This window comes from Janthinobacterium sp. GW821-FHT03C10, from assembly GCF_059420865.1.
Window position 1 is genome coordinate 575582 of sequence record NZ_JBWKUN010000004.1, and the last position, 25521, is coordinate 601102.

General features: G+C 62.7%; 24 protein-coding genes. 11 read left to right on the forward strand and 13 right to left on the reverse strand.

The window, feature by feature from the left end; genetic code table 11:
- The first annotated feature begins 111 nt into the window (after positions 1 to 111).
- Entirely contained in the window at positions 112 to 609 is a 498-nt protein-coding gene (locus AC07VH_RS16855; RefSeq protein WP_475415186.1) for an FxDxF family PEP-CTERM protein, read from the forward strand.
- A gap of 353 nt (positions 610 to 962) precedes the next feature.
- Here the strand turns inward: AC07VH_RS16855 and murJ are convergent, their stop codons facing one another.
- Positions 963 to 2510 carry a murein biosynthesis integral membrane protein MurJ gene (gene murJ, locus AC07VH_RS16860; RefSeq protein WP_494788734.1) on the reverse strand — a complete coding sequence of 516 codons (1548 nt, stop codon included), beginning with the start codon at positions 2508 to 2510 and terminating at the stop codon, positions 963 to 965.
- 297 nt (positions 2511 to 2807) lie between these two features.
- Between murJ and rpsT the strand changes: the two genes are divergently transcribed.
- Complete coding sequence (gene rpsT / locus AC07VH_RS16865; protein ID WP_010395935.1) at positions 2808 to 3074, forward strand: 30S ribosomal protein S20; 267 nt, start codon at positions 2808 to 2810, stop codon at positions 3072 to 3074.
- Between the two features lie 165 nt (positions 3075 to 3239).
- Here the strand turns inward: rpsT and AC07VH_RS16870 are convergent, their stop codons facing one another.
- The 3 genes from AC07VH_RS16870 to AC07VH_RS16880 form a co-directional block, all read right to left on the reverse strand.
- Complete coding sequence (locus AC07VH_RS16870; protein WP_475415188.1) at positions 3240 to 3683, reverse strand: DUF192 domain-containing protein; 444 nt, start codon at positions 3681 to 3683, stop codon at positions 3240 to 3242.
- Between the two features lie 132 nt (positions 3684 to 3815).
- A complete protein-coding gene (locus AC07VH_RS16875) occupies positions 3816 to 4139 on the reverse strand; it encodes a hypothetical protein (protein WP_475415189.1) in 324 nt (107 codons plus the stop codon).
- A 111-nt stretch (positions 4140 to 4250) separates the two neighbouring features.
- Entirely contained in the window at positions 4251 to 4814 is a 564-nt protein-coding gene (locus AC07VH_RS16880; RefSeq protein ID WP_494788736.1) for a pseudouridine synthase, read from the reverse strand.
- A gap of 290 nt (positions 4815 to 5104) precedes the next feature.
- On the opposite strand from AC07VH_RS16880, the gene icd reads away from it, so the two are divergent.
- A complete protein-coding gene (icd, locus tag AC07VH_RS16885) occupies positions 5105 to 6358 on the forward strand; it encodes an NADP-dependent isocitrate dehydrogenase (protein WP_070253571.1) in 1254 nt (417 codons plus the stop codon).
- A gap of 93 nt (positions 6359 to 6451) precedes the next feature.
- On the opposite strand, the gene cspE is transcribed toward icd, so the two are convergent.
- A complete protein-coding gene (cspE, locus tag AC07VH_RS16890; RefSeq protein WP_010395943.1) occupies positions 6452 to 6655 on the reverse strand; it encodes a transcription antiterminator/RNA stability regulator CspE in 204 nt (67 codons plus the stop codon).
- Positions 6656 to 6976: 321 nt separating this feature from the next.
- On the opposite strand from cspE, the gene clpS reads away from it, so the two are divergent.
- The 3 genes from clpS to AC07VH_RS16905 all read left to right on the forward strand — a co-directional run bounded on the left by clpS (position 6977) and on the right by AC07VH_RS16905 (position 13099).
- Positions 6977 to 7279 carry an ATP-dependent Clp protease adapter ClpS gene (gene clpS / locus AC07VH_RS16895; protein WP_034751577.1) on the forward strand — a complete coding sequence of 101 codons (303 nt, stop codon included), beginning with the start codon at positions 6977 to 6979 and terminating at the stop codon, positions 7277 to 7279.
- Entirely contained in the window at positions 7276 to 9576 is a 2301-nt protein-coding gene (clpA, locus tag AC07VH_RS16900; protein WP_475415190.1) for an ATP-dependent Clp protease ATP-binding subunit ClpA, read from the forward strand. The genes clpS and clpA overlap by 4 nt, the downstream gene beginning before the upstream one ends.
- Positions 9577 to 9748: 172 nt before the next feature.
- On the forward strand, positions 9749 to 13099 hold the full coding sequence (locus tag AC07VH_RS16905) for a S41 family peptidase (protein ID WP_494788737.1): 3351 nt from the start codon (positions 9749 to 9751) through the stop codon (positions 13097 to 13099).
- A gap of 5 nt (positions 13100 to 13104) precedes the next feature.
- Here AC07VH_RS16905 and AC07VH_RS16910 read toward each other — a convergent pair whose 3' ends face one another.
- The 6 genes from AC07VH_RS16910 to prpR all read right to left on the reverse strand — a co-directional run bounded on the left by AC07VH_RS16910 (position 13105) and on the right by prpR (position 16947).
- Positions 13105 to 13263 (reverse strand): LytTR family transcriptional regulator DNA-binding domain-containing protein, encoded by a 159-nt coding sequence (locus AC07VH_RS16910; RefSeq protein WP_489628423.1) that lies wholly within the window; start codon positions 13261 to 13263, stop codon positions 13105 to 13107.
- 65 nt (positions 13264 to 13328) lie between these two features.
- A complete protein-coding gene (locus AC07VH_RS16915; protein WP_489628422.1) occupies positions 13329 to 13658 on the reverse strand; it encodes a hypothetical protein in 330 nt (109 codons plus the stop codon).
- Positions 13655 to 13945 carry a hypothetical protein gene (locus tag AC07VH_RS16920; RefSeq protein WP_494788738.1) on the reverse strand — a complete coding sequence of 97 codons (291 nt, stop codon included), beginning with the start codon at positions 13943 to 13945 and terminating at the stop codon, positions 13655 to 13657. Before AC07VH_RS16920 ends, AC07VH_RS16915 begins: the two co-directional genes overlap by 4 nt.
- Before the next feature lie 2 nt (positions 13946 to 13947).
- On the reverse strand, positions 13948 to 14301 hold the full coding sequence (locus tag AC07VH_RS16925) for a hypothetical protein (protein ID WP_494788739.1): 354 nt from the start codon (positions 14299 to 14301) through the stop codon (positions 13948 to 13950).
- A gap of 77 nt (positions 14302 to 14378) precedes the next feature.
- Positions 14379 to 15305 (reverse strand): phytanoyl-CoA dioxygenase family protein, encoded by a 927-nt coding sequence (locus AC07VH_RS16930; RefSeq protein ID WP_494788740.1) that lies wholly within the window; start codon positions 15303 to 15305, stop codon positions 14379 to 14381.
- 25 nt (positions 15306 to 15330) lie between these two features.
- Positions 15331 to 16947, reverse strand: a complete 1617-nt coding sequence (gene prpR / locus AC07VH_RS16935) for a propionate catabolism operon regulatory protein PrpR (RefSeq protein WP_494788741.1) — start codon at positions 16945 to 16947, stop codon at positions 15331 to 15333.
- A gap of 212 nt (positions 16948 to 17159) precedes the next feature.
- Here prpR and AC07VH_RS16940 point away from each other — a divergent pair, with 212 nt between their 5' ends.
- The gene (locus AC07VH_RS16940) at positions 17160 to 20819 is read left to right on the forward strand and encodes a sensor domain-containing protein (RefSeq protein ID WP_475415196.1); all 3660 of its coding nucleotides are present in this window, start codon (positions 17160 to 17162) and stop codon (positions 20817 to 20819) included.
- Here the strand turns inward: AC07VH_RS16940 and xth are convergent, their stop codons facing one another.
- Positions 20820 to 21584: an exodeoxyribonuclease III gene (gene xth / locus AC07VH_RS16945; RefSeq protein WP_475415197.1), complete on the reverse strand. Its 765-nt coding sequence runs from the start codon at positions 21582 to 21584 to the stop codon at positions 20820 to 20822.
- Positions 21585 to 22165: 581 nt separating this feature from the next.
- Between xth and AC07VH_RS16950 the strand changes: the two genes are divergently transcribed.
- From AC07VH_RS16950 to AC07VH_RS16965, 4 genes are read left to right on the forward strand one after another with little or no spacing between them, the layout of a single operon-like run.
- Positions 22166 to 22537, forward strand: coding sequence for a phiTE_015 family protein (locus AC07VH_RS16950; protein WP_092798511.1), 372 nt, complete (start codon positions 22166 to 22168; stop codon positions 22535 to 22537).
- 10 nt (positions 22538 to 22547) lie between these two features.
- Positions 22548 to 22736 (forward strand): DUF1653 domain-containing protein, encoded by a 189-nt coding sequence (locus AC07VH_RS16955; RefSeq protein ID WP_034782199.1) that lies wholly within the window; start codon positions 22548 to 22550, stop codon positions 22734 to 22736.
- Positions 22737 to 22768: 32 nt separating this feature from the next.
- Complete coding sequence (locus AC07VH_RS16960; RefSeq protein ID WP_230538379.1) at positions 22769 to 23239, forward strand: CreA family protein; 471 nt, start codon at positions 22769 to 22771, stop codon at positions 23237 to 23239.
- Between the two features lie 11 nt (positions 23240 to 23250).
- Positions 23251 to 23778 carry a hypothetical protein gene (locus AC07VH_RS16965; RefSeq protein ID WP_494788742.1) on the forward strand — a complete coding sequence of 176 codons (528 nt, stop codon included), beginning with the start codon at positions 23251 to 23253 and terminating at the stop codon, positions 23776 to 23778.
- A 189-nt stretch (positions 23779 to 23967) separates the two neighbouring features.
- Here the strand turns inward: AC07VH_RS16965 and AC07VH_RS16970 are convergent, their stop codons facing one another.
- Positions 23968 to 25461, reverse strand: a complete 1494-nt coding sequence (locus AC07VH_RS16970) for a leucyl aminopeptidase (protein ID WP_475415200.1) — start codon at positions 25459 to 25461, stop codon at positions 23968 to 23970.
- Positions 25462 to 25521 lie beyond the last annotated feature (60 nt).

Genomic DNA, 25521 nt, shown 5'->3' on the forward strand with positions numbered 1-25521 from the left:
TTTATAAGTAATTTGATGTAATTATGCTACCATCCTGTTCAGTACTTCCGGTACTAAAACTATTGGTGGCCTGCGCATTGCAGCCATAAATTACTTTTTAAGGGATAAGCTATGAAATTGAAATTTATCGCTGCAGGCATCATGGCAGCAGCATCGTTCAGCGCGTCGGCGGCAACCTACGACCTGGGCATCCTGGACCCAACCGGTTCGGACACCCTGTCGGCTTTCACGACGAAGTTCGCTATCAATTCGGAGATCAATGATTCGTGGACCTTCCAGTTGCTGGCCCCATCGTCGACCTCGTTCGGTGCACTGCAAACGTTCTCTGTTGCTAACGGCGCGATCAAGGATTTCGCCGCTACCCTGGTCGGCTATGGCGACCTGGCCAAGAGCACAGCTAGCGGTATCCAGAATCTGAGCTGGGCAGGTCAATTGGCCGCAGGCACTTACACGGTGCAAGTCACGGGCCTGACCCTGGTGAAAAATGTTCAGTACGTAGGCACGGTTTCGGCCCTGCCAGTACCGGAACCAGAAACCTATGGCATGCTGCTCGGCGGCCTGGCGCTGGTTGGCGCCGTGGCACGCCGCCGCGCCAAGAAAGCTGCTTAAGCTTACGCTGTAATGAAAAAAACCCGCTTCGGCGGGTTTTTTTTTCGTCTGGATCATTTGCGCAAGGCGAGACGCCGGCAACAACATCCTGCGCAATCTGGACAAGCTGTGCAGGACCAGGCGCCAAGTCGAAGACAGTACGCCAGTACGGCAAAGCTCCGGCAAGAATGTCCTGCGCAATCTGGACAAGCTGTGCAGGACCAGGCGCCAAGTCGAAGACAGTACGCGAGTATGGCGAGACGCCGGCATCAACATCCTGCCGCAATCTGGACAAGCTGTGCAGGACCAGGCGCCAAGTCGAAGACAGTACGCGAGTATGGCGAGACGCCGGCAACAACATCCTGCGCAGCTTGTCACGCGTGGCGCTTGAAGTCGCGGAAGCGGAAGCCAACGAGGAACAAGGTGGCAAAGTACGCCACGCCGCACAGGGCCACCACCAGGGCCAGCGTGCCGGCCCGCAGCAGCGGATGGGCTTGCATGGCGATCCAGTCGATGCGCGTGGCACCCAGGACTGCCACGCCGCCCATGACGCAGAGCGCCGGCAGCAGGCGCAGGAAAAACTTGGCCCAGCCCGGTTTCGGCTGGTAGATGCCGCGCTTGCGCAAGCCCCAGTACAGGAAGCTGGCGTTCAGGCAGGCGCCCAGTCCGATCGACAGGGCCAGACCGGCCACGGCGATGTAGGGCACGAATAGCAGATTCATCAGCTGCGTGGCGATCAGCACGCCGATGGCGATTTTCACGGGCGTGCGGATGTCCTGGCGTGCATAGAAGGCGGGCGCCAGGGTTTTCACGAGGATGATGCCGATCAAACCCAGGCTGTAGGCCACCAGCGGCTGCGTCGACATGGTCACAGATTCCGCCGTAAATTTGCCATAATGGAAGAGGGTGGCGATCAGCGGCGTGGCCAGGGTCGCCATGCCGACTGCGGCGGGCAGGGCCAGCAAAAAGGTCAGGCGCAAGCCCCAGTCCAGCAGGGCCGAGTATTCCGTCTTGTCGCCATCCACGTTCGCTTTCGACAGGCTGGGCAGCAAGATGGTGCCCAGGGCCACGCCCAGCATGGCGGTGGGGAATTCCATCAGGCGGTCCGCATACGACAGCCAGGAAATGCTGCCTTCGGCCAGACGCGAGGCGATGCTGGTGTTGATCATCAGGCTGATCTGGGCGGCCGAGACGGCGAACACGGCCGGTCCCATCTTTTTCAGCACGCGGCGCACGCCGCCGTCGGACAGGCCGATGGCGGGATTGATCGACAGACGCGGCAGCATGCCGATCTTGATCAGCGCGGGAATCTGGATGGCCACCTGCAGCAAGCCGCCGGCGAACACGGCGATGGCCATGGCGTAGATCGGCTGTTTTAAATATGGCGCGAGGAACAGCGAGGCGGCGATGAATGATAAATTCAGCAGCACCGGCGTAAATGCGGGAATCTTGAATTCGCGCCAGGTGTTCAAGATGCCGCCGGCCAGGGCCACGAAGGACATGCAGGTAATGTAAGGGAACATCAGCCGCGTCATCCACACGGCCGCGTCGAAGGCGCCCGGGTCCTTGGACAGGCCCGTGGCGATCACGTAGACGAACCACGGCGCGCCGGCGATGCCGATGGCGGAGACGAGCAGGGTGGCCCAGACGAGCGTGGTGGCCACATGGTCGGCCAGTTGCTTGCTCGCTTCCTGTCCATGCTGGTTCTTGTATTCAGACAAGATCGGCACGAAGGCTTGCGAGAACGCGCCCTCGGCAAACAAACGGCGCAACAGGTTGGGAATGCGGAAGGCAACAATGAAGGCGTCCGTGTAGGCGCCGGCGCCAAAGGCGCGCGCGAACAGGCTTTCGCGCAATAATCCGGTTACACGGGACAGCATGGTCATGCTGGAAATGGCGGCGAGGGTTTTAAGCAAGTTCATGGGGCCAGATTATAGCCGGGCGCGGTACTGGCAAACGGTTAAAATATGGTAACAATTGCCGCCGATTCGCCCTTGCCAGGCCCATTTTCACGTGTTTTTGACGCGATACCCGGTTTTTTGATTTGCCCCCGCTTGAAAATATCGCTATAATCGAAGGCTGTACAGAATTCTGTTACGCAGACACTAATGTTTGACAGGCACTGGTTTGGCACACATGGTTCGGCAGACGCACAGAACGCACCGGTTGGCAAACACTAATGTTTGCAAACGCACTTTGACCCTGTTTTAGGAAATTCCATGGCAAATACCGCACAAGCGCGCAAACGCGCTCGTCAAGCAGTTAAGCAAAACGCACACAATTCGTCCCAACGTTCGACCTTGCGCACGGCTATCAAAGCTGCTCGCAAAGCGATCCAGGGCGGCGACAAGGCAGCTGCTGCTGCAATCTTCCAGGCATCCGTGTCGACCATCGACCGTATCGCTGACAAGAAGATCATCCACAAAAACAAGGCAGCTCGCCATAAGAGCCGTCTGGCAGCCGCTTTGAAAGCACTGTCCGCTTAATATTCGCCAGCAGGCAAGCCGCCACGGCGGCCTTGCCTGTGCCGGTACACTGGCACTGGTTGAAAAGCAAAAACCCGCAGATTCGTTCTGGCGGGTTTTTTCGCGTTTTTCACCGTTTTCTTGCGGGTTTTTTGTGCTTCCGTCCGCTATCGGACGGGGCGCGACCTAGCGTGCCGCCGGCAGGTTGCCGATGCTCATGCCCGGCTTGATGTTCTTTTGCTTGAACCAGCCCAGGTGCATTTCCAGCGCATAGCGCACGGGCACGGTCTTCGTGGAGCAATGGCTGTCGAGCGTGTGCGGCTGCATGTCTTCGATGTTGACGATCTTGCCGCCGGCATCGATAAAGGCCACCGACAGGGGCAGCGGCGTGTTCTTCATCCACATGCATTGCGTCGATGGGTTGCCAAAGACAAACAGCATGCCCGCATTCGCCGGCATCTTTTCACGGTACATCAACCCCTGTTCGCGTTGCTCTTCTGTCGCCGCCACTTCCGCCTGGATCAGATGCATGCCGGCCGACAGCTGCAAGCTCTTTGTTTGCGCCTGGGCCATGCCGGCGCAAGACAGCAGGGCGATGGACAGGCTGAGGCGGCGAAGGGGATTTTTCATGGGGCGGGATGGGCGGCTGCGAAGCGGCGATTAAGCCATGCTGGCGGCCGCCTGGTCAAGCGTGTTGCTTGGCCGCATCGAAAACGTGGGGTTACAGCAACATGGTCGCCGCCGTCACCCCGGGAACGGCGTTTATTTCACTGGTTTGCCCGCTTCAGCGGCCGGCTGCTTCGTCTTGCGCGCCTGGGGAATCAGGCGCGGCGCGTCGGTTGCGGCCGAGGCCTTGGCGGATGCGCCGGAGCGGGCCGCGTCCGTCGCTGCCGATGCGTTGACGGAGGCCGACGCCGGCGGCACGGGCTTGCTGGCATCGGTGGCGGCCGATGCGTGGCTGGCTGCCGATGCGGGTGGCGGCTTGACGGCATCGGTCGCGGCGGAAGCGTGCACCTGGGCGCCCGACTGGGCCAGTGCGGCGCCGGCAAGCAGGGAAGCGGCCAGGGTGAATATTACTTTTGTCATCATCTTTCCTTTTCCGTCATGTGAAGGTCAGATGATTTTAATGCATTATCTAAAAATAAATAGTGCTTATTGGAAAAATTTCAGCAAGGAAAACCGTTTTTCTTGTGCCGTTCACATTTTCCCAATGTTCTCGGCCGGCACCTCGCACCATTCGCCGGGCAACAGCGGATGGCTGGCCAGCGAGAACGGGCCGATGGCGCTGCGCACCAGGCGCAGGGTGGGCAGGCCGACGGCGGCCGTCATGCGCCGCACTTGCCGGTTCTTTCCTTCTTTTAAGGTGATCGCCAGCCATGAAGTGGGCTTGTCGGCGCGCGCGCGGATGGGCGGATTGCGGGGCCACAGCCAGTCCGGCTCGGCGATGCGCACGGCCTTGCATGGCTTGGTGATGAAGTCGCCCAGGTCCAGCGGCGCCTGCAGGCGCGCCAGGCTGGCCGCATCGGGCACGCCGTCGACCTGCACCAGATAGGTTTTCGCTTCCTTGCGGTCCGGGTGGCTGATCTCGTGCTGCAGGCGGCCGTCGTCCGTCAGCAGCAGCAAGCCTTCGCTGTCGGCGTCGAGCCGGCCGGCCGGGTAGATGCCGGGAATGGTGAGGTGGTCGGCCAGGGTGGCGCGGCCGTCCTGCGGCGAAAACTGGCACAGGACCTGGAATGGTTTATTGAAGAGGATGAGTGGCATGCTGGTAGAGGAATTGATGTAGGCGAGGGTGGCTGCTGGTTGGCGCCGCAAAAGCGTGGCGCCCTGTAAGATAGTGGTGCATAATGTGAAATATAAGTCTTATGTCTTATAGAAGACATGGGCCGTATGGCAGCGAGGTTCTTTGGCGCCGCGGATGGCCCGGCTGTTCTTTCCTGCTAAAGTGCGTTGTTGCCGCCCTGTTCGGACTTGTTTTTGTAAACTCTGCAACCGCAGAGCGCGTCGCCGGCCAGTGTTATCCGCCTGCGGCGTGTCCCACTTCGGAGATCACGATGTATCAACATATCACTGTACCTGCTGACGGCCAAAAAATCACCGTCAACGCCGATTTTTCGCTGAATGTACCAGATAATCCCATCGTTCCCTTCATTGAAGGCGATGGCACGGGCATCGATATCAGCCCGGTCATGATCAAGGTGATCGACGCGGCCGTGGCCAAGGCCTACGGCGGCGCGCGCAAGATCAGCTGGATGGAAATCTACGCGGGCGAGAAATCGACGAATGTGTACGGCCCCGATGTGTGGCTGCCGGAAGAAACCTTGCAGGTGCTGAAGGATTACGTGGTTTCCATCAAGGGCCCGCTGACCACGCCCGTCGGCGGCGGCATCCGCTCGCTGAACGTGGCCCTGCGCCAGCAGCTCGATCTGTATGTCTGCCTGCGTCCCGTGCGCTACTTCACGGGCGTGCCGTCGCCCGTGAAAGAGCCGGAAAAGACGGACATGGTGATTTTCCGCGAAAACTCGGAAGATATCTACGCCGGCATCGAATACCAGCAAGGCTCGCCCGAAGCGAAGAAATTGATGGATTTCCTGGTCAATGAAATGGGCGTGACGAAAATCCGCTTCCCGGCCACGTCGGGCCTGGGCATCAAGCCCGTGTCCATCGAAGGCACGCAGCGCCTGGTGCGCAAGGCCATCCAGTACGCGATCGACAATGACAAGCCCTCCGTGACGATCGTGCACAAAGGCAACATCATGAAGTACACGGAAGGCGGCTTCCGCGACTGGGCGTATGCGCTGGCGCAAAAGGAATTCGGTGCCGAGCTGATCGATGGCGGTCCATGGTGCAAGTTCAAGAATCCGAAGACGGGCCGCGACATCATCGTCAAGGACTCGATCGCTGACGCGTTCCTGCAACAGATCTTGCTGCGTCCGGCCGAATACAGCGTCATCGCCACCCTGAATCTGAACGGCGATTACATTTCCGACGCGCTGGCGGCGCAAGTGGGCGGCATCGGCATCGCGCCGGGCGCCAACCTGTCCGATTCCGTCGCCATGTTCGAGGCGACGCACGGCACGGCGCCGAAGTACGCGGGCAAGGATTACGTGAATCCCGGTTCCCTGATCCTGTCGGCGGAAATGATGTTGCGCCACATGGGCTGGCTGGAAGCGGCCGACCTGGTCATTTCTTCGATGCAAAAGTCGATCGCCTCGAAGCGCGTCACCTACGATTTCGCCCGCCTGATGGAAGGCGCGACACAAGTGTCGTGCTCCGGTTTCGGCGAGGTCATGATCGAGCACATGTAAAAGAGGGGCGGGCAGGGTGCAGCGCACCCTGCGGACGAAAAAAAACCCCGCTTCAAGGAAACGGGGTTTTTCACATCTGAGGGCCGGCGATGCTTAGGCTGCCTGGATGTTGGAAGCTTGCTTGCCTTTAGGGCCTTGCGTGACTTCGAATTGAACTTTTTGACCTTCTTTGAGGGTCTTGAAACCGTTCATGTTGATCGCGGAGAAATGAGCAAACAAATCTTCGCCGCCATCATCTGGAGTGATGAAGCCAAAACCTTTGGAATCATTGAACCACTTAACTGTACCTGTTGCCATAAAAAGAACTTTCAAAATTAAAACAAATCACACGAGCCATAAAAGCAAGAAGCTTCTTGCCCCCTCCTCGACGTCTCACTTCTTATCAAGCTGTACATTACTGCAACAGTCGATACAGCATTGTTGGCGGAATAAATAATGAAGTCAAGCGCTTTTCCATCGATATTGCCAAATTCTTCACGAGAACCAAAAAAGCAACTCTTGATTTTGACAGCAAGGTCGCCATCTGCGCAATATTAAGAAAACGCGTAAGATTGAAAACAATTGGAAAGGCGTAGATATTGCGCATGACAACCACTGTGAAAGCATTAGAATAAGCGTATGGCAACCAAGCACGACACAGAAACCCTGCTGGAGCGGCAAGTGCTGAAGCCGCCACCGCTCTACCAGGTGGCCTTGCTCAATGACGACTACACCCCGATGGAATTTGTGGTGGCCATCATTCAGGAGTATTTCAACAAGGACCGTGAAACGGCGACGCAAATCATGCTCAGTGTTCATCGCTACGGCAAAGGAGTGTGCGGCGTGTTCTCTAAAGATATAGCGTGTACCAAAGTGGAGTTCGTTTTAACGCATGCGCGCAAGGCGGGGCACCCCCTGCAGTGCGTGATGGAGGAAGTATGATTGCGCAGGAATTAGAAGTAAGTTTGCACATGGCGTTTGTCGAAGCTCGGCAGGCACGGCACGAATTCATCACGGTTGAGCATTTACTGCTGGCACTGCTGGACAATCCCTCCGCTGCCGAGGTATTGCGTGCCTGCGCGGTCAATATAGAGGACCTGCGCAAGACCCTCACCAATTTCATCGGCGATAACACGCCGACCGTGCCTGGCACGGGCGAAGTCGACACCCAGCCGACGCTTGGTTTCCAGCGCGTGATCCAGCGCGCCATCATGCACGTCCAGTCCGCCTCGAACGGCAAGAAGGAAGTCACGGGCGCCAATGTGCTGGTGGCCATCTTCGGCGAAAAGGATTCGCATGCGGTCTACTACCTGCACCAGCAGGGCGTGACGCGCCTGGACGTGGTCAATTTCATTTCGCACGGCGTGCGCAAGGACCAGTCGACGGAAAGCGCGAAAGCCTCCGAAGGCGTGGAAGAAGCGCCCGTCGACGGCCAGCCGAAGGAAAGTCCGCTCGACCAGTTCACGCAAAACCTGAACAAGGCCGCCGCCGAAGGCAAGATCGACCCGCTGATCGGCCGCGAGGAAGAAGTCGACCGCGTGATCCAGATCCTGTGCCGCCGCCGCAAGAACAATCCGCTGCTGGTGGGCGAGGCGGGCGTGGGCAAGACGGCCATCGCTGAAGGCCTGGCTTACCGCATCACGCAAAGCGATGTGCCGGAAATCCTGCAGAATGCCGTCGTGTATTCGCTGGACATGGGCGCCTTGCTGGCCGGTACCAAGTACCGCGGCGACTTCGAGCAGCGCCTGAAAGCCGTGCTCAAGCAGTTGAAGGATAATCCGAACGGCATCCTGTTCATCGACGAGATCCACACCATCATCGGTGCGGGCTCGGCGTCGGGCGGCACGCTGGACGCATCCAACCTGCTGAAACCGGCGCTGGCCAACGGTCAATTGAAGTGCATCGGCGCGACCACGTACACGGAATTCCGCGGCGTGTTCGAGAAAGACCATGCGCTCTCCCGCCGCTTCCAGAAAGTGGACGTCAACGAGCCGACCGTCGAGCAAACCGTGCAAATCCTGCGCGGCCTCAAATCGCGCTTCGAAGAGCACCATGGCGTCAAATACTCGGCCTCGGCCCTGTCGACGGCGGCCGAACTGGCGGCGCGCTTCATCAACGACCGCCATCTGCCGGACAAGGCGATCGACGTCATCGATGAAGCGGGCGCGGCGCAGCGCATCCTGCCGAAGTCGAAGCAAAAGAAAACCATCGGCAAGGCCGAGATCGAGGACATCATCGCCAAGATCGCGCGCATTCCGCCGCAAACGGTCAACCAGGACGACCGCAGCAAGCTGCAGACGATCGACCGCGACTTGCGCAATGTCGTGTTCGGGCAAGATCCAGCCATCGACGCGCTGGCCTCGGCCATCAAGATGGCCCGTGCCGGCCTGGGCAAGACGGACAAGCCGATCGGCTCCTTCCTGTTCTCCGGTCCGACCGGCGTCGGCAAGACCGAGGTGGCCAAGCAATTGGCCTTCATCCTCGGTATCGAGCTGATCCGTTTCGACATGTCCGAATACATGGAGCGCCACGCCGTCAGCCGCCTGATCGGCGCGCCGCCGGGCTACGTCGGTTTCGACCAGGGCGGCTTGCTGACGGAAGCGATCACCAAGAAGCCGCATGCGGTCTTGCTGCTCGATGAAATTGAAAAAGCCCATCCGGACATTTTCAATATCCTGCTGCAAGTCATGGACCATGGCACCTTGACGGACAACAATGGCCGCAAAGCCGATTTCCGCAACGTGATCATCATCATGACGACCAATGCGGGTGCGGAAAGCCTGCAAAAGACGTCGATCGGCTTCACCAATTCGAAGCAGGCCGGCGACGAGATGGCCGACATCAAGCGTATGTTCACGCCGGAATTCCGCAACCGCATCGACGCGACCATCAGCTTCCGCGCGCTGGACCAGGAAATCATCCTGCGCGTGGTCGACAAGTTCCTCATGCAGCTGGAAGAGCAGTTGCACGAGAAAAAGGTCGAAGCCGTGTTTACCGAGAAGCTGCGTGCTTTCCTCGGCAAGAAGGGCTTCGATCCGCTGATGGGCGCGCGGCCGATGGCGCGTTTGATCCAGGACATGATCCGCAAGGCGCTGGCCGACGAACTGCTGTTCGGCCGCCTGGTCACGGGCGGACGGGTCACCGTCGACCTCGACGACAAGGAGCAGGTCTTGCTGGAATTCCCGGAACCGCCAGACGCGGCGCCGACGGCGGCACCGGAAACGGTGGAAGTGGAATAAACTTCCTGCTGTCAACAAAAAACCCGCGCACGCAAGTGATGCGGGTTTTTTTACGTTTTTATGGGCAATAAAGAAGGTTTTAAGAAGGTTTTCTTTGGCCGTAGTTATGCCAGAATTGCTGTCCGGTATCGACATGATGTCCATGCCACCTGACTGCTATCTGGATGCTCACATGAAAATTTCCCGTACTCTTGCCTTCCTGTTGTTTTCCGCCGGCTTGCTGGGCAACGCCGCCGCTGCCGCGTCCGCCGGCAGTTATTTCCGTTTTCCCGCCGTGCGCGGCGATACCGTCGTCTTCACGGCCGAAGGCGACTTGTGGAAAAGCAATCTACGCGGCGGCGCGGCGCAGCGTTTGACCACGCATCCCGGCTATGAAACGAACGCGGCGATTTCGCGCGACGGCCAGTGGCTGGCGTTTTCCGCCGCCTATGAAGGGGCGCAGGAAGCGTATGTGATGCCGCTGGCCGGCGGCTTGCCGCGCCGTATTTCCTTTGATAATGGCGGCGTGTTGGTGCTGGGCTGGACGGTGCAGGGCGAAGTGCTGGTCAGCACGCAAAATACGGACGGTCCCGCCTCGCGCCGCATCGTCGCCGCCATCGATCCCGTGAAACAGACGCGGCGCGTGTTTCCCGTGGCCGACGCCAACGACGCCGTGCTCGACGATGCCGGCAAGACGCTGTTCTTCACGCGTTTCGGCCTGGCCATGACGAACGACAATGTACGCAACTACCGGGGCGGCGCGCATGCCACGCTGTGGCGCTATGAGCTCGACGGCAAGGGCGAGGCTGTGCCCATGCATACGGAGCCTGCCGTGTTGGCGGGCAACAACAAGCGCCCCATGTGGTGGCAGGGCCGTGTCTATTACATCAGCGACGCGGGCGGCAGCGACAATCTGTGGAGCATGCTGCCCGACGGCTCCGACCGCCGCGCCTTGACCGGCCACACGCAGTGGGACGTGCGCAACGCGCAGCTGGGCGACGGCAAGATTGTGTATCAATTGGGCGCAGACCTGCGGGTACTGGACCTGGCCGCAGGGATGGACTCATCGCCATTGCCGATCAGCCTCGTGTCCGATTTCGACCAGCAGCGCGCGCGCCAGATCCGCTCGCCGCTCGATACCTTGAGCAATGTCCAGCTGTCCGGCAAGGATGAGCGCATCATCCTCACCGCTCGCGGGCGCGTCAGCATCGCCGGCACGGGCAGTCAGCGCCGCGTCGACATCGCCATTCCCGAAGGGGCAAGGGCGCGCGATGCCGTCTTTTCCAGCGACGAGAAATCCGTGTTCGCCATCGTCGACACGAGCGGCGAGAACGAAATCTGGAAGTACGCCGCCGATGGCTCGGGCAAGGGCGAGCAGCTGACGACGCAGGGAGACAATCACCGCTGGAAGCTGTACCCGTCGCCGGACGGGCGCTGGCTGGCGCACACGGACAAGAAGGGCCGTTTCTGGCTGCTGGACCTGGCCGCCAGGGGCAACCAGTTGATCGATGACGCGGGCAAGGCGGGCGTGGACAAGCACGACGAAGTGCAATGGTCGCCCGACAGCCGTCACCTGGCCATCGTGCGCGTGGCCAGCAACGAGCAGCGCGATCAGATCGGCCTGTATAACCTCGCATCGAAGCAGTTGCAGTTCGTCACCAGCGACCGCTATACCTCCGCTTCGCCCGTGTTTTCGCCGGACGGGCGCTGGCTGTATTTCATGTCGGCGCGCAATTTCCAGCTGGCCAACGGTTCACCGTGGGGCGACCGCAACATGGGCCCCGTGTTCGACAAGCGCATCGGCGTGTATGCGCTGGCGCTGCAGCCGGGCAACCGTTTCCCCTTCCAGCCCGACGATGAGCTGAGCCGTCCGGGTGTAAAACCGGCCGAGACGGATGATGAAAAGGCGGCCGAATCGGCGGCGGAAAAGGCATTGGAAAAGGCGGGCGGCAAGACGGCCGTGAAAAAAGCGTCGGCCACCCTGCCGGACGTCGTCTTCAAGGGACTGGCCGGGCGCCTGTATGAGGTACCGCTGGCCGCGGGCAATTACAGCGCGCTGGCCATGGATGACAAGCGCCTGTATTTCCTCGAACGGGAAAGCGGCGAGAACAAGTCCAGCCTGAAGACTTTGGCGATTGGCAATACCGGCTCCAAGCCGGAACTGCTGGTGGCCAATGTGCGCGAATTCGATCTGGCGCAGGATAAAAAGCATTTGTATTACCGTACGGCGGTAGCTACGGGCCCGGGCGAGATGCTGGTGATCGAGGCGGGCGCCAAGCTGCCGTCCGACCTGTCGAAGGCGAAGGTAAAAGTCGACGACTGGACGTTTGTGTCGAACCCGCGCCTGGAATGGAAGCAGATGTTCAACGACGCGTGGCGCTTGCACCGCGACTTCCTGTACGACGCGAAGATGCGCGGCGTGGACTGGAAGGCGGCGCGCGACAAATACGCGCCGCTGGTCGAGCGCGTCACGGACCGCGCCGAGCTCAATGACGTGCTGGGCATGATGGTGGCCGAAGTGGGCGCCCTGCATTCGCAGATACGTCCCGGCGAATTGCGCCGCACGGAGCAGGAAGGCGCGCCGTCGGGCTTGGGCGCCGTGCTGGCGCGGACAAACGAGGGCTACCGGGTCGAGCATGTCTACCGCAGCGAGGCGGAACTGCCCTCAGCGCGCGCACCGCTGTCGCGGCCCGAAGTCGACGTGCGCGAAGGCGACGTGATCACGGCCGTCAACGGCAAGGACGTCCTGGGCGTGCGCGACATCAGCGACCTGCTGCTGAACCAGGCCGACAAGCAGGTCTTGTTGCAGGTCAAGCGGGGTAATGGCAAGGGCGCGCCGCGCGCCGTCATCGTCACGCCCGTCAACATGGCTAAACAGACGGCGCTGCGCTATGGCGACTGGGAATTGAGCCGCGCCGAGCAGGTGGCCACCGTCTCGCAGGGACGCATCGGCTACCTGCACCTGCGCGCCATGGGCGCCAATGACATCGCCTCGTTCGCGCGTGATTTTTACGCCAACATCAACCGCGAAGGCCTGATCATCGACGTGCGGCGCAATAACGGCGGCAATATCGACAGCTGGATCATCGAAAAACTGCTGCGCAAGGCCTGGGCCTACTGGGCGCCGCCGGGCGTGCAGCCGTCGTCGAACATGCAGAACACCTTCCGCGGCCATCTGGTGGTGCTGGTCGATGAACTCACGTATTCCGACGGCGAGACCTTCGCCGCCGGCATCAAGGCATTGAAACTGGCGCCGCTGGTGGGCAAGCGCACGGCCGGCGCCGGCGTCTGGCTGAGCGACAATACGCGCCTGGCCGACAATGGCATGGCGCGCGTGGCGGAAAACGGCCAGTTCGGCATCGACGGCCAGTGGCTGATCGAAGGCGTGGGTGTGGTGCCGGACGTTGAGGTGGAAAATCCGCCGCACGCCACCTTCAATGGCGCCGACCGCCAGTTGGAGGTGGCGCTCGACATGCTGGCGAAAAAGCTCAAGGAGCAGCCGCGCCCCGCGTTCCAGGCGCAGCCGATCCCCGCGCTCAAGTAGTCCGACTACAGGCCGCAGGCGGCCTTGAACTGCTGCGCGCGGCGGCGCGGCACCTCGATCACGCTGCCGTCCAGCAGGCGCAGGTCGAGGCCGTCGGCGGCGTTCGGCGCCACCTGCGCCACCTGCGCCAGGTTGACGATCTGGCGCCGGTTGGTGCGCAGCATCAGCGGCTGCTGCGCGCCGAAATGCACGCGTGTGTGTGCCTTCCGATTCCAGCAGGCGGATATCGTCAAACGCGACAAACCAGCAGCGTTCCCCATCCTTGATGAAGACCTTGCGACAGCGCGGTGAAGTAAAACACCGTCCAGGTCAGGAAGACCCCGAACCAGAACAGCAGCGCGCCGGGCAGCCAGGCCAGGCCGCGCAAGACATCGGGCGGATACATGACGTGGAAGGCGGCCGTCACGCTGGCCGTCTGGATGAGGGCCAGCAGGGCCAGCGCCGGCACGATGCGTTTCCAGCGCAAACCGTTCGCCGCCCAGCCGCGCCGGCGCAGGACGCCGTGCCACAGGTGCGACAGCAGCAGCCCGTCCAGCGATCCCCAGCAGGCAATCGTCACGAGATGCGCAGCTGCGAGGAACCGCCATACACGCTGTTGAACAGGGCGAGCGCGCCCCAGCCGATGATGCGTTCCACGTCGGCCGGCGCGCTGGCCATGCTGGTGACCGCGCGGCGCTGGCTGGCGGCGTAGGTGACGTCATCCTGTGTGCGCATGGCTGCTTGCATCTGCGCTGCCATGGCTTGCAGCTGCTGCGGCGTGGCGTCTGGCATTTGCGCCGCGCCCAGTGCCGGCAGCGAGTCGACGATCAGCAGCTTGCCCGTCCGGGCCGGGTGGTCGATGGCCATTTTCAGGGCCAGGAAGCCGCCAAGGCTATGCCCGAGGATGGCTGGCCCAGTTTTTCCGCCACGATGTAGGCGGCCAGCTGCTGCTCCGCCTGCGCCAGCAAGTCGCCTTCGATGGGCGCCACGCCGGCAAAGCCGGCCAGGGTCAGCACGTGGCATTGACGCGCGGTGTGCGGCCCGCACAGGCGCGCCACCGTGCCTTGCCAGACGTCGCCCGACGAGGCCAGGCCGGGAATCAGGATCAGCGGGCGGCCCTGGCCCGTGACGTCGACCGTGAATACCGTGGGCGCGGCGGCCAGGCTGGCGCTGGCCAGCAGCACGGTACTGAGCAAGATCAATGTTTGCAGTGTGCGTTTCATGGGGTACTCCTCCTAGCGGCGCGGGCGTTCGGCCGCCAGCGCCGCGGGATGAGCGGCGGCAGGGCGGGATGCGTGGCTCAGATCCACGCATCCTGGCCCTGGCAGTGTTCGGGATGGTAGGTCAGGTATTGCACCATGCGCGGCGCCGGGCCGCGGTTGGGCGTGGCGCAATGGGGCAGGGCCTGGTGCCAGATGATGAAATCGCCAGCCATGCCTTCGACGGGCACGGGCCGCAGGTCTTCGACGGCCCATTCGCGCGGCTGGCGCCCGGGCGGCACTTGCCGCAGCCAGTCGGCCACGTGCCGCTGGAAGCCGGGCACGCAGTGAAAGGCGCCGTGCTGCGCCGGACAGTCGCTCAGGTACAGCATGCCTTGCAGTTTGAACGGAATCGGTTGTTGCAGGCTGACGTCCCAGTGCAGGGCGCTGCCAAGGAAGCGGTGCTGCGGCGTTTCCGGCGGATTGAAGCTCACCTTGTCGATGCTGGCGTAGATACCGGTGCCGACGCCGTACAATTGTTGGTAGGCGTGGCGTATGTGCGCGCCGTGGCGGTTTTCCTCGAGGGCCGGATGGTCGGAAAACTGCAGCATCAGGCCCCGTTTTCCCGGGTGCGGCCGGTACCACGATGCCGGCTCGTCGGGGGAGGCGCCCAGGTAGTCCCAGATGGCCGTTTGTGCGGCGAGACACTGCGCGCGCGGCACGGCACCGCGCAGCACCAGATAGCCGTGCTCGTCGAAATGGCGCAGCTCGGCGGCGGACAGCACGTCCTGGTGGGGACTGGCGGCGTGCGCCGGACGGACGCGCGTGCGGCCAGCCAGCCACGCCTGGAAGGCTTCCAGCGTCGGGCGTTGCTGATACAGGAAGTGCAGCGCGTCTTCCATGGAAATGCCGCGCGCGTACAGGGCCTGGATGTCCCGCTGGTCGCGGGCCAGCCCCTGCTTGCCTGTCGCGCCGGCGTGTCCCGTGCAGCGCTGCCATAAATCGTGCAGGTGAGGCCAGTCTTTCATGATGTTGTTCGTCTGGGTGAAAAAATCAGCCGGCGCGCAGGCGGCGCCACAAGGTGGTGCGGCTGATGCCGAGGTAATGGGCGGCGGCGTCGCGGCGCCCGCCGAAGCGCGCCAGCACGGTGCTGGCGCTTTCGTCCTCCAGGCGCGGCGCGGCGGTCGCCGGCGCCGGTGCCGCCGTGCCGCCTGCGTTGCCCAGTTCCGGCGCCACGCCGAGCACGAAGGCGGGAGTGAGCGCCTGCAGCGGTTCGGCGGCCAGGAACAGGGCCAGGCGCTCGGCCAGGTTGCGCAGTTCGCGCACGTTGCCGGGCCAGCCGTAGCGGCGCAGCAGCGGCGCGCAAGCCTGGATTTCCGCGTGCAGGTTGGGGTGCGGACGGGCGCCCAGCGCGGCCAGCGCGTTTTTCAGCGACCATTCGGCCAGGCCGGGAATGTCGCCGGCGCGTTCGCGCAAGGCGGGCAAATGCAGTCGCAGCACGGCCAGGCGGTAGAACAGGTCGGCGCGGAAGCGTCCTTCGCGGATGCGTTGCTCCAGGTCGCAATGCGTGGCGCTGATGATGCGCACATTGATGGCGATGGGCCGCGTGCCGCCCACGCGCACCACTTCACGCTCTTCCAGCACGCGCAGCAGCCGCGTTTGCAGGGCCAGCGGCATTTCGCCGATTTCGTCGAGGAACAGGGTGCCGTGGTTGGCCGCCTCGAACAGGCCCGCATGGCCGCCCCGGCGCGCGCCCGTGAAGGCCCCGTCCTCGTGGCCGAACAGTTCCGATTCCAGCAAAGATTCGGCGATGGCACCGCAATTGATGGCGATGAAGGGCCGGTTCGCGCCCAGGTTGCGCGGGCTTTCGCGGTGGATCGCCTGCGCCACCAGTTCCTTGCCGCTGCCCGTCTCGCCCTGGATCAGCACCGTCGCCGGCGAGCGGGCGTACAGCACCACCGACTGGCGCAGCGCTTCCATCGCCTCCGATTCGCCGCGCAAATCGTGCAGGCCATGGCGCGCGCGCAGGGTGTCGGCCACCACCGCGCGCCGCCCCCGGTTTGATTCGATCTGGGTCAGGCGCGCCAGTTCCAGCGCATCGTCGAAGGCGCGCCGGATGGCCGTGGCCGAATACACGAAGACGGCGGCCAGTCCCGCTTCCTCGGCCAGGTCGGTGACGAGGCCCGCGCCAACGACGGCCTTGACGCCCTCGGCCTTCAGTTCATTGATCTGCGCGCGCGCGTCTTCCTCGGTGGCGTAGGTGCGCTGCGCGATCCGGAAGCCGAAAGTGGCGGCAAATTCGGCCAGTTCCGGCATCGGGTCCTGGTAGGTGACGACGCCGATGTGCGGCGAAATGCGCCGCGCGCGCGCCAGCGCCTGCATCACGTCGTAGCCGCTGGCCTTGGCGATGATGACGGGCACCGACAGCCGGCCTTTCAGGTAGGCGCCGTTGGAACCGGCCGCGATGACGGCGTCGCAGCGCTCCGTGGCCATGCGTTCGCGGATGTGGCGCACGGCGTCGTCGAAGCCCAGGTTGATCGGTTCGATCGTCGCCAGGTCGTCGTATTCGAGCGTGATGTCGCGGAACAGGTCGAACAGCCGCGAGACGGAAACGGTCCAGATGACGGGTTTGTCGCGGTGGTCGAGCGGAGGTTGGGGAGGGCGGCGCATGCTTTATTCTAAACGATTTGTTTCAATTTTTTGCCATGCAACGCCGTTGCAACGGGCGTGTTGCACATGCGCTGTGGCGTTTCAGATATTGCCAATAAGGAATATGAAAAAACGGCGGGAAACTGGTTTATGATCTAGCAGCACCATGATGCTTGGAAGAATGTGTTTCCCCAGGCACATGTTCACTTTGTCTTTAACCATCCATGGTGTCCATGAAGCGCGTACCGACCAGTCCCGATTTCATCGCCGATGCCTTGCAGCTGATCGCCTTGCCCGCGTGCGCCTGCGATGCCTGCGGCATGGTGGTGGCGGCGAATGGCGCCTTGAACGCCTTGCTGGGCAGGGATGTGACGGGCCGCCTGCTGGCCGACTGTTTTACGGACGCCTACCGCGCGTCGAGCACGAGCATGCTGCGCGGCGCGCTCGGCGCGGCCGGGCGCGAGCGGCACTGGGACAGCAGCCTGCAAGGGGAGGCGGGCGCCATCGCCGTGCAGGTCTGGTCCAGGCCCCTGCTGGTGGACGATGGCTTGCCGGGCGCGACCCTCGTGTTTGCCGACATCCGCGTGCAGCAGCGCGACCAGCAAGCCTTGCGCAAGACCTTGCTGGAACAGCAGGCGATCCTGGAAAGCGCCGCCGTCGGCATCGTGTTTTCCAAGGGGGGCTTCATCGAGGAGTGCAATATCCGCGCCGCCGAGATGCTCGGCTATGCGCGCCACCAGCTGACGGGCATGCCGGGCGCGGTGCTGTACCGCTCCGCCGAGCATTGCCGCGCGCTGGGGCTGGAAGCGGCGCCGCTGCTCTCGAAGGGCAAGCCATACCGCACGGAGCTGGAATTGCGGCGCCAGGACGGCACCTTGTTCTGGAGCCGCCTGCACGGGCGCGCCGTCGATCCCCTCAATACGCATGACGGCACGGTGTGGATCATCGAGGATATCAGCGACCATCGGCGCGATGAAGACCAGCTGCGCCGCGCCATGCTGGAAATGCAGGCCGTAATGGACAACGCGCCGCTGGCCATCGGTTTTCAGCGCGACAAGGGCGTGCTGCGCTACAACCGGCGCTTCGCGGAATGCTTCGGCTTCGATGGCGACAGCGGCGTGGGCCTGGCCGTCGCCGACCTGTATCCGTCGCGCGCGGCCTACGAGAACGTGGTGCGGCAGGCCGCGCCCCTGCTGCGGCGCGGCTTGCCGTTCCAGGGCGAGATGGAGATGCGCCGCCGCGACGGCTCGACGTTCTGGGCGCTGGCGTATGGCTATGTGCTGAATCCCGAGAGCCAGACCGACCGCGCGCTGCGCGACACGATCTGGCTGTTCGACGACCGCAGCGCGCAGAAGGCGGCCGAGGAGGCCACGCGCCAGCTGATGCTGGAGCAGCAGGCCATCCTCGACAATGCCTCCGTCGGCATCCTGTTTTCGCGTTCGCGCCTGATCCTGCGCTGCAATCCCCGCTTCGCCGAAATGTTCGGCTACGCGCAGGAGGAGATGAAGGGGCTGCCCGCCGCCGAACTGTTTCCCTCGCCCGCCGCCTACGAGGCGTTTGGCGTGCAGGCGACGCCGCTGCTGGGGCAGGGCTTGCCGTACGAGCAGGACGAGTCGCTGTTCCGCCGCCGCGACGGCAGCCTGTTCTGGTGCCGCATCCGCGCCAAGGCCGTCGACCAGACGCACAGCGAGCAGGGCGCCATCTGGATCCTCGAAGACATCACGGCCAGCCGCCAGGCACAGATGGAGGTGGCGGCCATCATGACGAATGCCTCGGTGAGCATCCTGTACACCAAGAACCGCCAGATCACGCGCTACAACCTGGGCTTTGCGGCGATGTTCGGCTACAGCGGCGATGAGGCGCTGGGCCTGCCCGGGCGCGCGCTGTACGTGTCGCAGCAGTCCTACGACCTGCTGGGCGCGGCGGCCTTTCCCTTCCTGTCGGTGGCCAAGCCCTTCCAGACGGAAGTGGAGATGATGCGCCGCGACGGCAGCACCTTGTGGGCGCAGCTGATCGCCTATGTCGTCAATCCGGACGATCCCGCCGCCGGCACCATCTGGATCATCGAGGACCGCACGGAAGCGAAGCGCGCCGAAGAATCCCTGCGCAACGCGCTGCTGGAAAACCAGGCCATCCTCGACAGCGCCGTGCTGGGCATCTCGGTGGTGGAGGGCGGCCACAATTTGCGCGCCAACAGCAAGATGGAAGAGCTGTTCGGCTATGGACCCGGCGAGATCAACGGCCTGTCGGTGCAATCCCTGTACCCCGACGTGGCCGCGTGGAAGGCGGCGCGCGGCGAGACGGCGCGCGATTTCGAGGCGGGCAGGGTGCACATGTCGGAGTACCAGCTGGTGCGCAAGGATGGCAGCCGCTTCTGGGCGCGCCTGTCCGGCCGGCCGTTCGACCTGGCGCATGCGCATGGCCGTTCCGTGTGGCTGGTCGACGACGTGACGGCGCGCCGCGAGGCGGCCGAGGCGGTGCGCCGCGCGCGCGACGAGCTGGAATTGCGGGTGCAGGAACGCACGGCCGAACTGGCCGGCGCCAACCTGCTGCTGCAGGGCGAGATCGTCGAGCGGCGCCAGGCCGAGGCGCGGGTGCACCACATGGCCTACCACGACAACCTGACGGGCTTGCCGAACCGCGCGCTGCTGTCGGACCGGCTGGAGCGGGCCATGCTGGCTTCGCAGCGCTCGGAACGCAAGCTGGCCGTGATGTTCATCGACCTCGATCGTTTCAAGACCATCAACGATTCGCTGGGCCACATGACGGGCGACCTGCTGCTCAAGGAAGTGGCCGCCCGGCTGTGCGGCGCCGTGCGCGCCAGCGACACGGTGGCGCGCCTGGGCGGCGATGAATTCGTCGTGCTGGTGCCGGGCATCCGTGGCGCCGATGAAGCGGCGCGCGTGGCCGAGAAGATCATCGAGGCGCTGACGCCCGCCTTTCCGCTCGATGGGCACGTGCTGCACGTGACGCCGTCGATCGGCATCTGCCTGTATCCGGACGATGGCGGCGATGTCGACGCCCTGATGCGCCATGCCGATGCCGCCATGTACCACGCCAAGGGCAACGGCCGCAACAACTACCAGTTCTTCACGCAGACGATGAATCAGGCGGCGGCCCTGCACTTCGACCTGGAAAGCAGCTTGCGCACGGCGCTGGCGCTGCAGCAGTTCGAGCTGTTTTACCAGCCCGTCATCGATATCGCCACGCGCCGCCTGCACGGCATGGAAGTGCTGCTGCGCTGGCGCCGTCCGGGCCACGGCCTGGTGCTGCCGGACCGCTTCATTCCCATCATGGAGGAGAACGGCCTGATCGTGCCGGTGGGCGAGTGGGTCATGCGCCAGGCGTGCGAGCAAAGCATGGCCTGGCAGCGCCAGGGCTTGCAGCCGGTGCCCCTGGCGGTGAATCTGTCGCCGCGGCAGTTCATGCACAAGGGCCTGGTGGCGGCCATCGGCGCCGTCGTGCGGGAAACGGGCATCGATCCGGCGCTGCTGGAATTCGAGATCACCGAGACGGCGCTGATGCAGCACGGCGAGCATACCCTGGAGATTTTGCGCCAGATCAATGGCATGGGCTTGCGCCTGTCGATCGACGATTTCGGCACCGGCTATTCCAGCCTGGCCTACCTGAAGCGCTTCCCCGTGAAGAAGGTCAAGATCGACCGCGCCTTCATCAAGGACCTCGAGCACAGCGCGGAAGACCGCGCCATCGTGGCGGCCATCATCGCGCTGGCCGACAGCCTGCAATTGTCGGCCGTGGCCGAGGGCGTGGAAACGGAGGAACAGTTCGCCCTGCTGCAGGCGCACGGCTGCCGCTATGCGCAGGGCTATCTGTTTTCCGCGCCCGTGCCAGCAGCGAATGCGCAGTCGCTGCTGGAGCGGATAGCCGTCTAGTTAATCAATCGTCGCCACGACGGGCGCATGATCGGACGGCTGTTCCCACTTGCGCGGCACGCGGTCGATCACGCAGGCCGTGCAGCGGCCTGCCAGGGCGGGCGAGAGGAGGATGTGATCGATGCGCAGACCCTTGTTCAGGCGGAAGCCCAGCTGGCGGTAATCCCACCAGCTGAACGATTTTTCCGCCTGCTCGAACAGGCGGAAGGCATCCGTCAGGCCGATGTCGAACAGGCGTTGCAGGGCGGCGCGTTCCTTGTCCGAGACCAGCACCTGGCCTGCCCAGGCGACGGGGTCGTGCACGTCGCGGTCGTCGGGGGCGATATTGTAGTCGCCGACGACGGCCAGTTGCGGGTGCTGCTGCGCTTCTTCGGCCAGCCAGTCGTGCAGGGCGGACAGCCAGCCCAGCTTGTATTCGTATTTGTCCGAGTCGACGCTCTGGCCGTTCGGCACATAGGCGCAGACGACGCGCACGCCGGCGATGGTGGCGGCCAGGATGCGCTGCTGCGCATCGTCATAGCGCGGGTTGTTCTTCACCACGTCGGTGATCGGCAGCTTCGACAGGATGGCCACGCCGTTGTAGGTCTTCTGGCCGCTGAAGACCACCTGGTAGCCGGCCGCCTCGATGTCGGCGACAGGGAACTTGTCATCCGTGAGCTTGGTCTCTTGCAGGCACAGTATGTCGACCGGGTTGTCGGTCAGCCACTGCAGCACTTGCGGCAGGCGCACTTTGAGCGAGTTGACGTTCCAGGTGGCGAGTTTCATGGGAAAAATCCTTGCTTGAGTAGGTGACGATTGGGTGGCGATAGGCGCGAATCTTACCGCATGCGTGCCGATGGCGTCCTGCCCCGCCTGCCGGGCACGGGCTGTATCGCCTGACAGCGCAAAAGCGGTAGCAATAAAGTATTTTCATTTAACCAATCGTGACGCATGAATATTATGTTTTTGTGTATCATTGATCAACCACTCTGCTTGATTTGGCATAAGTGGCTGGCGTGGCAGGCTGCGTCTCGCCGCTTGACGCGACAAAGGTGTAAAGTTTCTGGCTAAAACGCGATAAAAACTACTAAAATGGCACAATGTAACAACTGTGTCATACGGCTTTGTTACAGCCAAGTTAAGAACCGAACAGGAAGCAGTTGTAATTCGTTGTAATTGCTATTCCGATTACATGACCACTGTGCCGGGGACGGAACGTTAATTCCGCCCTTGGCGCCGCCAAACTTGTTATATAAATTGCAGTACTATATCTATGAGACTGTTTTGCGACATCAATAGATGGTACTATTTTGAAATGTTGCAGTTTTAATAGTGAGACTTGCGCGTAGCATTTGCAAAGGAAGAAAATGCGAACTGCATTTGAAGCGTGGGCGCAGCGTGACGGCCACATTGTGCGGCGAAGAGAAGACAAACCGGATGAGTACCTGATTTTCGAGACCCAGCGCCGCTGGGTTATCTGGCAGGCAGCTCTGACGCATGGCAAGACGGCGACCAAGCCGCGTGTGAGCGCGGCCGAAAAGGCGGCGAAAGCCCAGCGCGCGCTGGAAATGTCCTCCGATGAAGCGACCGTGCGCAACAAGGTGCTCAATGAGGTGCTCGATGCCTTCAGCGGCGCCGATGGCGCGGCCGGTATGGAAGGCATACTGAAAGTGATCCAGGGCCTGAAGATGAAGCAGAAGGCACTGGCCGACGACAAGAGCGAAGATTCAACGGCTTGAGGGGACGGCGATGCGTTATCGGCACTACAAGGGCGGCATTTATGAGCTGGTGTGCGAAGCCACGCTGGAAGCGGATCTGACGCCAATGATCGTGTATCGCGCCGCGGATGGTTCCATCTGGACCCGGCCGAAGGACGTGTTCTTTCAACTGATCGAAGTCGAAGGCGTCATGGTCCAGCGTTTCGCTCCCATCAACTGATGGCCGCCTGCGTGCGTGCCCGGGATTCTTTCATGCGTAAATTGCTGCCTGCCGCCTTGGTGCTGGCCTTTGCCTGCGCCGCGGCGCATGCCGAAACCATCGGTTCGGTCGACACGGTGTTCAAGCTGATCGGCCCTGACCATAAGATCGTCGTCGAAGCGTATGACGATCCCCGCGTCGCTGGCGTCAGCTGCTATCTGTCGCGCGCCAAGACGGGCGGCATCAAGGGCGCCGTCGGCCTGGCCGAGGACAAGGCCGATGCGGCCGTGGCTTGCCGCCAGGTCGGGCCGCTGCAATTCAAGGGCAAGCTGCCGCGCCAGGAAGAAGTGTTTACCGAGCGTGCCTCGATCTTCTTCAAGCACGTGCGCGTCGTGCGCATGGTCGACAGCAAGCGCAATGCGCTCGTCTACCTCGTGTATTCCGACCGCCTGATCGAGGGCAGCCCGAAAAACAGCGTCACCGCCGTCGCCGTGCCCGGCGACCAGCCTATCCCCGTCCGTTAAGCGAGCTTCCCATGCGCCTGCCGCTGTCTGCTCCCCTTGCCGTCAGGACGCTGCTGCTGCTCGGCCTGGGCGGCTGCGCCACCCTGACGGGCAATACGGAGCAGATGGTGCTGGTGCAAACCATCCAGGACAACCGCGAGCTGACGGGCGCCGGCTGCATCCTCAGCAACGACGTGGGCAAGTGGTTCGTCACCACGCCCGGACGCATCACCATCCGCAAGAGCCAGGAGCCGTTGAAGGTCGATTGCCGCAAGCACGGTTCGCCCGCCGTCGCGACGGACGACCACATCGACCCCAAGCTCAATGGCAGCGTCTGGGGCAATGTCATCCTGACCCTGGGCGTCGGCTATTTCGTCGACCGCAACACGGGCGCCGGCTTCGACTACCCATCGATACTGACCATCGTCATGCAGGACCCCGCGCGTCTGGCGCCGCCGCCCGCGCCGATTTCCGCGCCAGCGCCCGCACCCGCCGTGCCGGAAACGGTGGTGCAGCCGAAGGTGGCACCGTCGCCTTTGCCCAATCCCGTCGTCTACTGATTAATATCCCACGCATGAAAAAACCGCCAGGGTCAGTGACCGTGGCGGCTGTCTTCTTGCGTAACGACGCCTGACAAAACCGTAGCGAGCGGGAGCTAGTGGTGGCCGAGAAGCGCAGCTGTACTTTATGTACAGCGAGCATCGCCGGCCGCCAATAGCCCCGCGCAGCAGGTTTGGTCTGGCGTTCTCTTAGACGCGGTTGATCAGGAAGGTCGTCAGCAGTGGCACTGGACGGCCGGTCGCGCCCTTCGATCCGCCCGATTTCCATGCCGTGCCGGCGATGTCCAGATGCGCCCAGGTGTACTTCTTGGTGAAGTTTTCCAGGAATGCCGCTGCCGTCACCGAACCGCCGCCTGGCGTGCCGATGTTGGCCAGGTCGGCGAAGTTCGACTTCAGCTGTTCGTTGTACGCCTCTTCGATCGGCATGCGCCATGCCGTGTCGCTCGACTGCTTGCCCGCTGCCAGCAATTCATTGGCCAGCTGGTCATGCGCCGCATCGCTGCGTGTAAACAGGCCGCTGTTGTGGTGGCCCAGGGCGACGACGCAGGCGCCCGTCAGCGTGGCGATGTCGACCACGGCTGCCGGCTTGAAGCGTTCGGCGTAGGTCAGCGCGTCGCACAGCACCAGGCGGCCTTCGGCGTCCGTATTCAGCACTTCGATGGTCAGGCCGTTCATGGAGGTGACGATGTCGCCCGGCTTGGTGGCGCGGCCCGATGGCATGTTTTCGCACGCGGCGATGATGCCGATGACGTTCAGCTTCAGGTTCATTTCGCCGATGGCGCGGAAGGTGCCCAGTACCGAGGCGGCGCCGCACATGTCGTACTTCATTTCATCCATGCCAGGGCCGGCCTTGATCGAAATGCCGCCCGTGTCGAAGGTGATGCCCTTGCCGACCAGGACCACTGGCGCATCCTTGGCCTTGCCGCCCATGTGCTTCAGGACGATGAATTTCGGCGGCTGTTCGCTGCCGTTGGTGACGGACAGGAAGCTGCCCATTTTCAGCGCTTCGAGCTGTTTGCGGTCCAGTACTTCGACTTCGAACTTGTAATCCTTGGCCAGCTGCTTGGCCGTGCTGGCCAGGTAGGTCGGATTGGCGATGTTCGCCGGCAGGTCGCCCAGGTTGCGCGTCAGGTCGGAGCCATTGGCGATGGCGATGGCTTGCGCCAGCGCGCCGCGCGTGGCCGCCGTTGCTGGCGCGGCCAGGACGATCTTGCGCACGCCTGCCGGCGCCGGATCTTTTTTGCTTTTTTGCGAGTCGCAGCGGTATTCGCTGTCGTGGGCGGCTTGCACCACGCAACGGATTGCCCAATTTACGTCGCGCTCTTTCACTTCCGCCAGCGGTAATGCGATAATGGCGTCCGCAGCGCCCAGCGAGCCGAAGGCCTTCAGTGCGGCTTGTACGCCGGTCGTGAAGCTTTTTTCGCTGACAGTGTCATCGCTGCCCATGCCTACCAGCAGAACACGTTCGGCGGCGACGCCATCGACTGCGCGCAGCAGCAAGGTGCTGCCAGGCTTGCCGCTGATGTCGCCGGACTTCAGCGCAGCCGAAATCGCACCCTTGCTGTCCAGCGATTTTGCCGCTGGCGACAGTTTTTTGTTTTCGAATACCGCAACCGCGATGCATCCGCTTTTGGCCGTGCCGAGGGTGCTCTTGGTATCGAATGCTTTTATGCTAAAGTCCATTTGGTTCTCCGTTTTCATTTACTAGTAACGTGTTACTCAACTAACTGATCCGAATTATAA

Coding starts and splice junctions, on each gene's coding strand:
- xth (WP_475415197.1), bottom strand. CDS start 21,584: ATGAAACTCGCCACCTGGAACGTCAACTCGCTCAAAGTGCGCCTGCCG.
- AC07VH_RS16910 (WP_489628423.1), bottom strand. CDS start 13,263: ATGCTGCGCACCAACCGGCGCCAGATCGTCAACCTGGCGCAGGTGGCG.
- AC07VH_RS16880 (WP_494788736.1), bottom strand. CDS start 4,814: ATGCCACTCATCCTCTTCAATAAACCATTCCAGGTCCTGTGCCAGTTT.
- rpsT (WP_010395935.1), top strand. CDS start 2,808: ATGGCAAATACCGCACAAGCGCGCAAACGCGCTCGTCAAGCAGTTAAG.
- clpS (WP_034751577.1), top strand. CDS start 6,977: ATGGCAACCAAGCACGACACAGAAACCCTGCTGGAGCGGCAAGTGCTG.
- AC07VH_RS16955 (WP_034782199.1), top strand. CDS start 22,548: ATGCGTTATCGGCACTACAAGGGCGGCATTTATGAGCTGGTGTGCGAA.
- AC07VH_RS16920 (WP_494788738.1), bottom strand. CDS start 13,945: ATGGCCATCGACCACCCGGCCCGGACGGGCAAGCTGCTGATCGTCGAC.
- AC07VH_RS16930 (WP_494788740.1), bottom strand. CDS start 15,305: ATGAAAGACTGGCCTCACCTGCACGATTTATGGCAGCGCTGCACGGGA.
- clpA (WP_475415190.1), top strand. CDS start 7,276: ATGATTGCGCAGGAATTAGAAGTAAGTTTGCACATGGCGTTTGTCGAA.
- AC07VH_RS16960 (WP_230538379.1), top strand. CDS start 22,769: ATGCGTAAATTGCTGCCTGCCGCCTTGGTGCTGGCCTTTGCCTGCGCC.
- cspE (WP_010395943.1), bottom strand. CDS start 6,655: ATGGCAACAGGTACAGTTAAGTGGTTCAATGATTCCAAAGGTTTTGGC.
- murJ (WP_494788734.1), bottom strand. CDS start 2,510: ATGAACTTGCTTAAAACCCTCGCCGCCATTTCCAGCATGACCATGCTG.
- prpR (WP_494788741.1), bottom strand. CDS start 16,947: ATGCGCCGCCCTCCCCAACCTCCGCTCGACCACCGCGACAAACCCGTC.
- AC07VH_RS16970 (WP_475415200.1), bottom strand. CDS start 25,461: ATGGACTTTAGCATAAAAGCATTCGATACCAAGAGCACCCTCGGCACG.
- AC07VH_RS16905 (WP_494788737.1), top strand. CDS start 9,749: ATGAAAATTTCCCGTACTCTTGCCTTCCTGTTGTTTTCCGCCGGCTTG.
- AC07VH_RS16940 (WP_475415196.1), top strand. CDS start 17,160: ATGAAGCGCGTACCGACCAGTCCCGATTTCATCGCCGATGCCTTGCAG.
- icd (WP_070253571.1), top strand. CDS start 5,105: ATGTATCAACATATCACTGTACCTGCTGACGGCCAAAAAATCACCGTC.
- AC07VH_RS16870 (WP_475415188.1), bottom strand. CDS start 3,683: ATGAAAAATCCCCTTCGCCGCCTCAGCCTGTCCATCGCCCTGCTGTCT.
- AC07VH_RS16855 (WP_475415186.1), top strand. CDS start 112: ATGAAATTGAAATTTATCGCTGCAGGCATCATGGCAGCAGCATCGTTC.
- AC07VH_RS16965 (WP_494788742.1), top strand. CDS start 23,251: ATGCGCCTGCCGCTGTCTGCTCCCCTTGCCGTCAGGACGCTGCTGCTG.
- AC07VH_RS16875 (WP_475415189.1), bottom strand. CDS start 4,139: ATGACAAAAGTAATATTCACCCTGGCCGCTTCCCTGCTTGCCGGCGCC.
- AC07VH_RS16925 (WP_494788739.1), bottom strand. CDS start 14,301: ATGAAACGCACACTGCAAACATTGATCTTGCTCAGTACCGTGCTGCTG.
- AC07VH_RS16950 (WP_092798511.1), top strand. CDS start 22,166: ATGCGAACTGCATTTGAAGCGTGGGCGCAGCGTGACGGCCACATTGTG.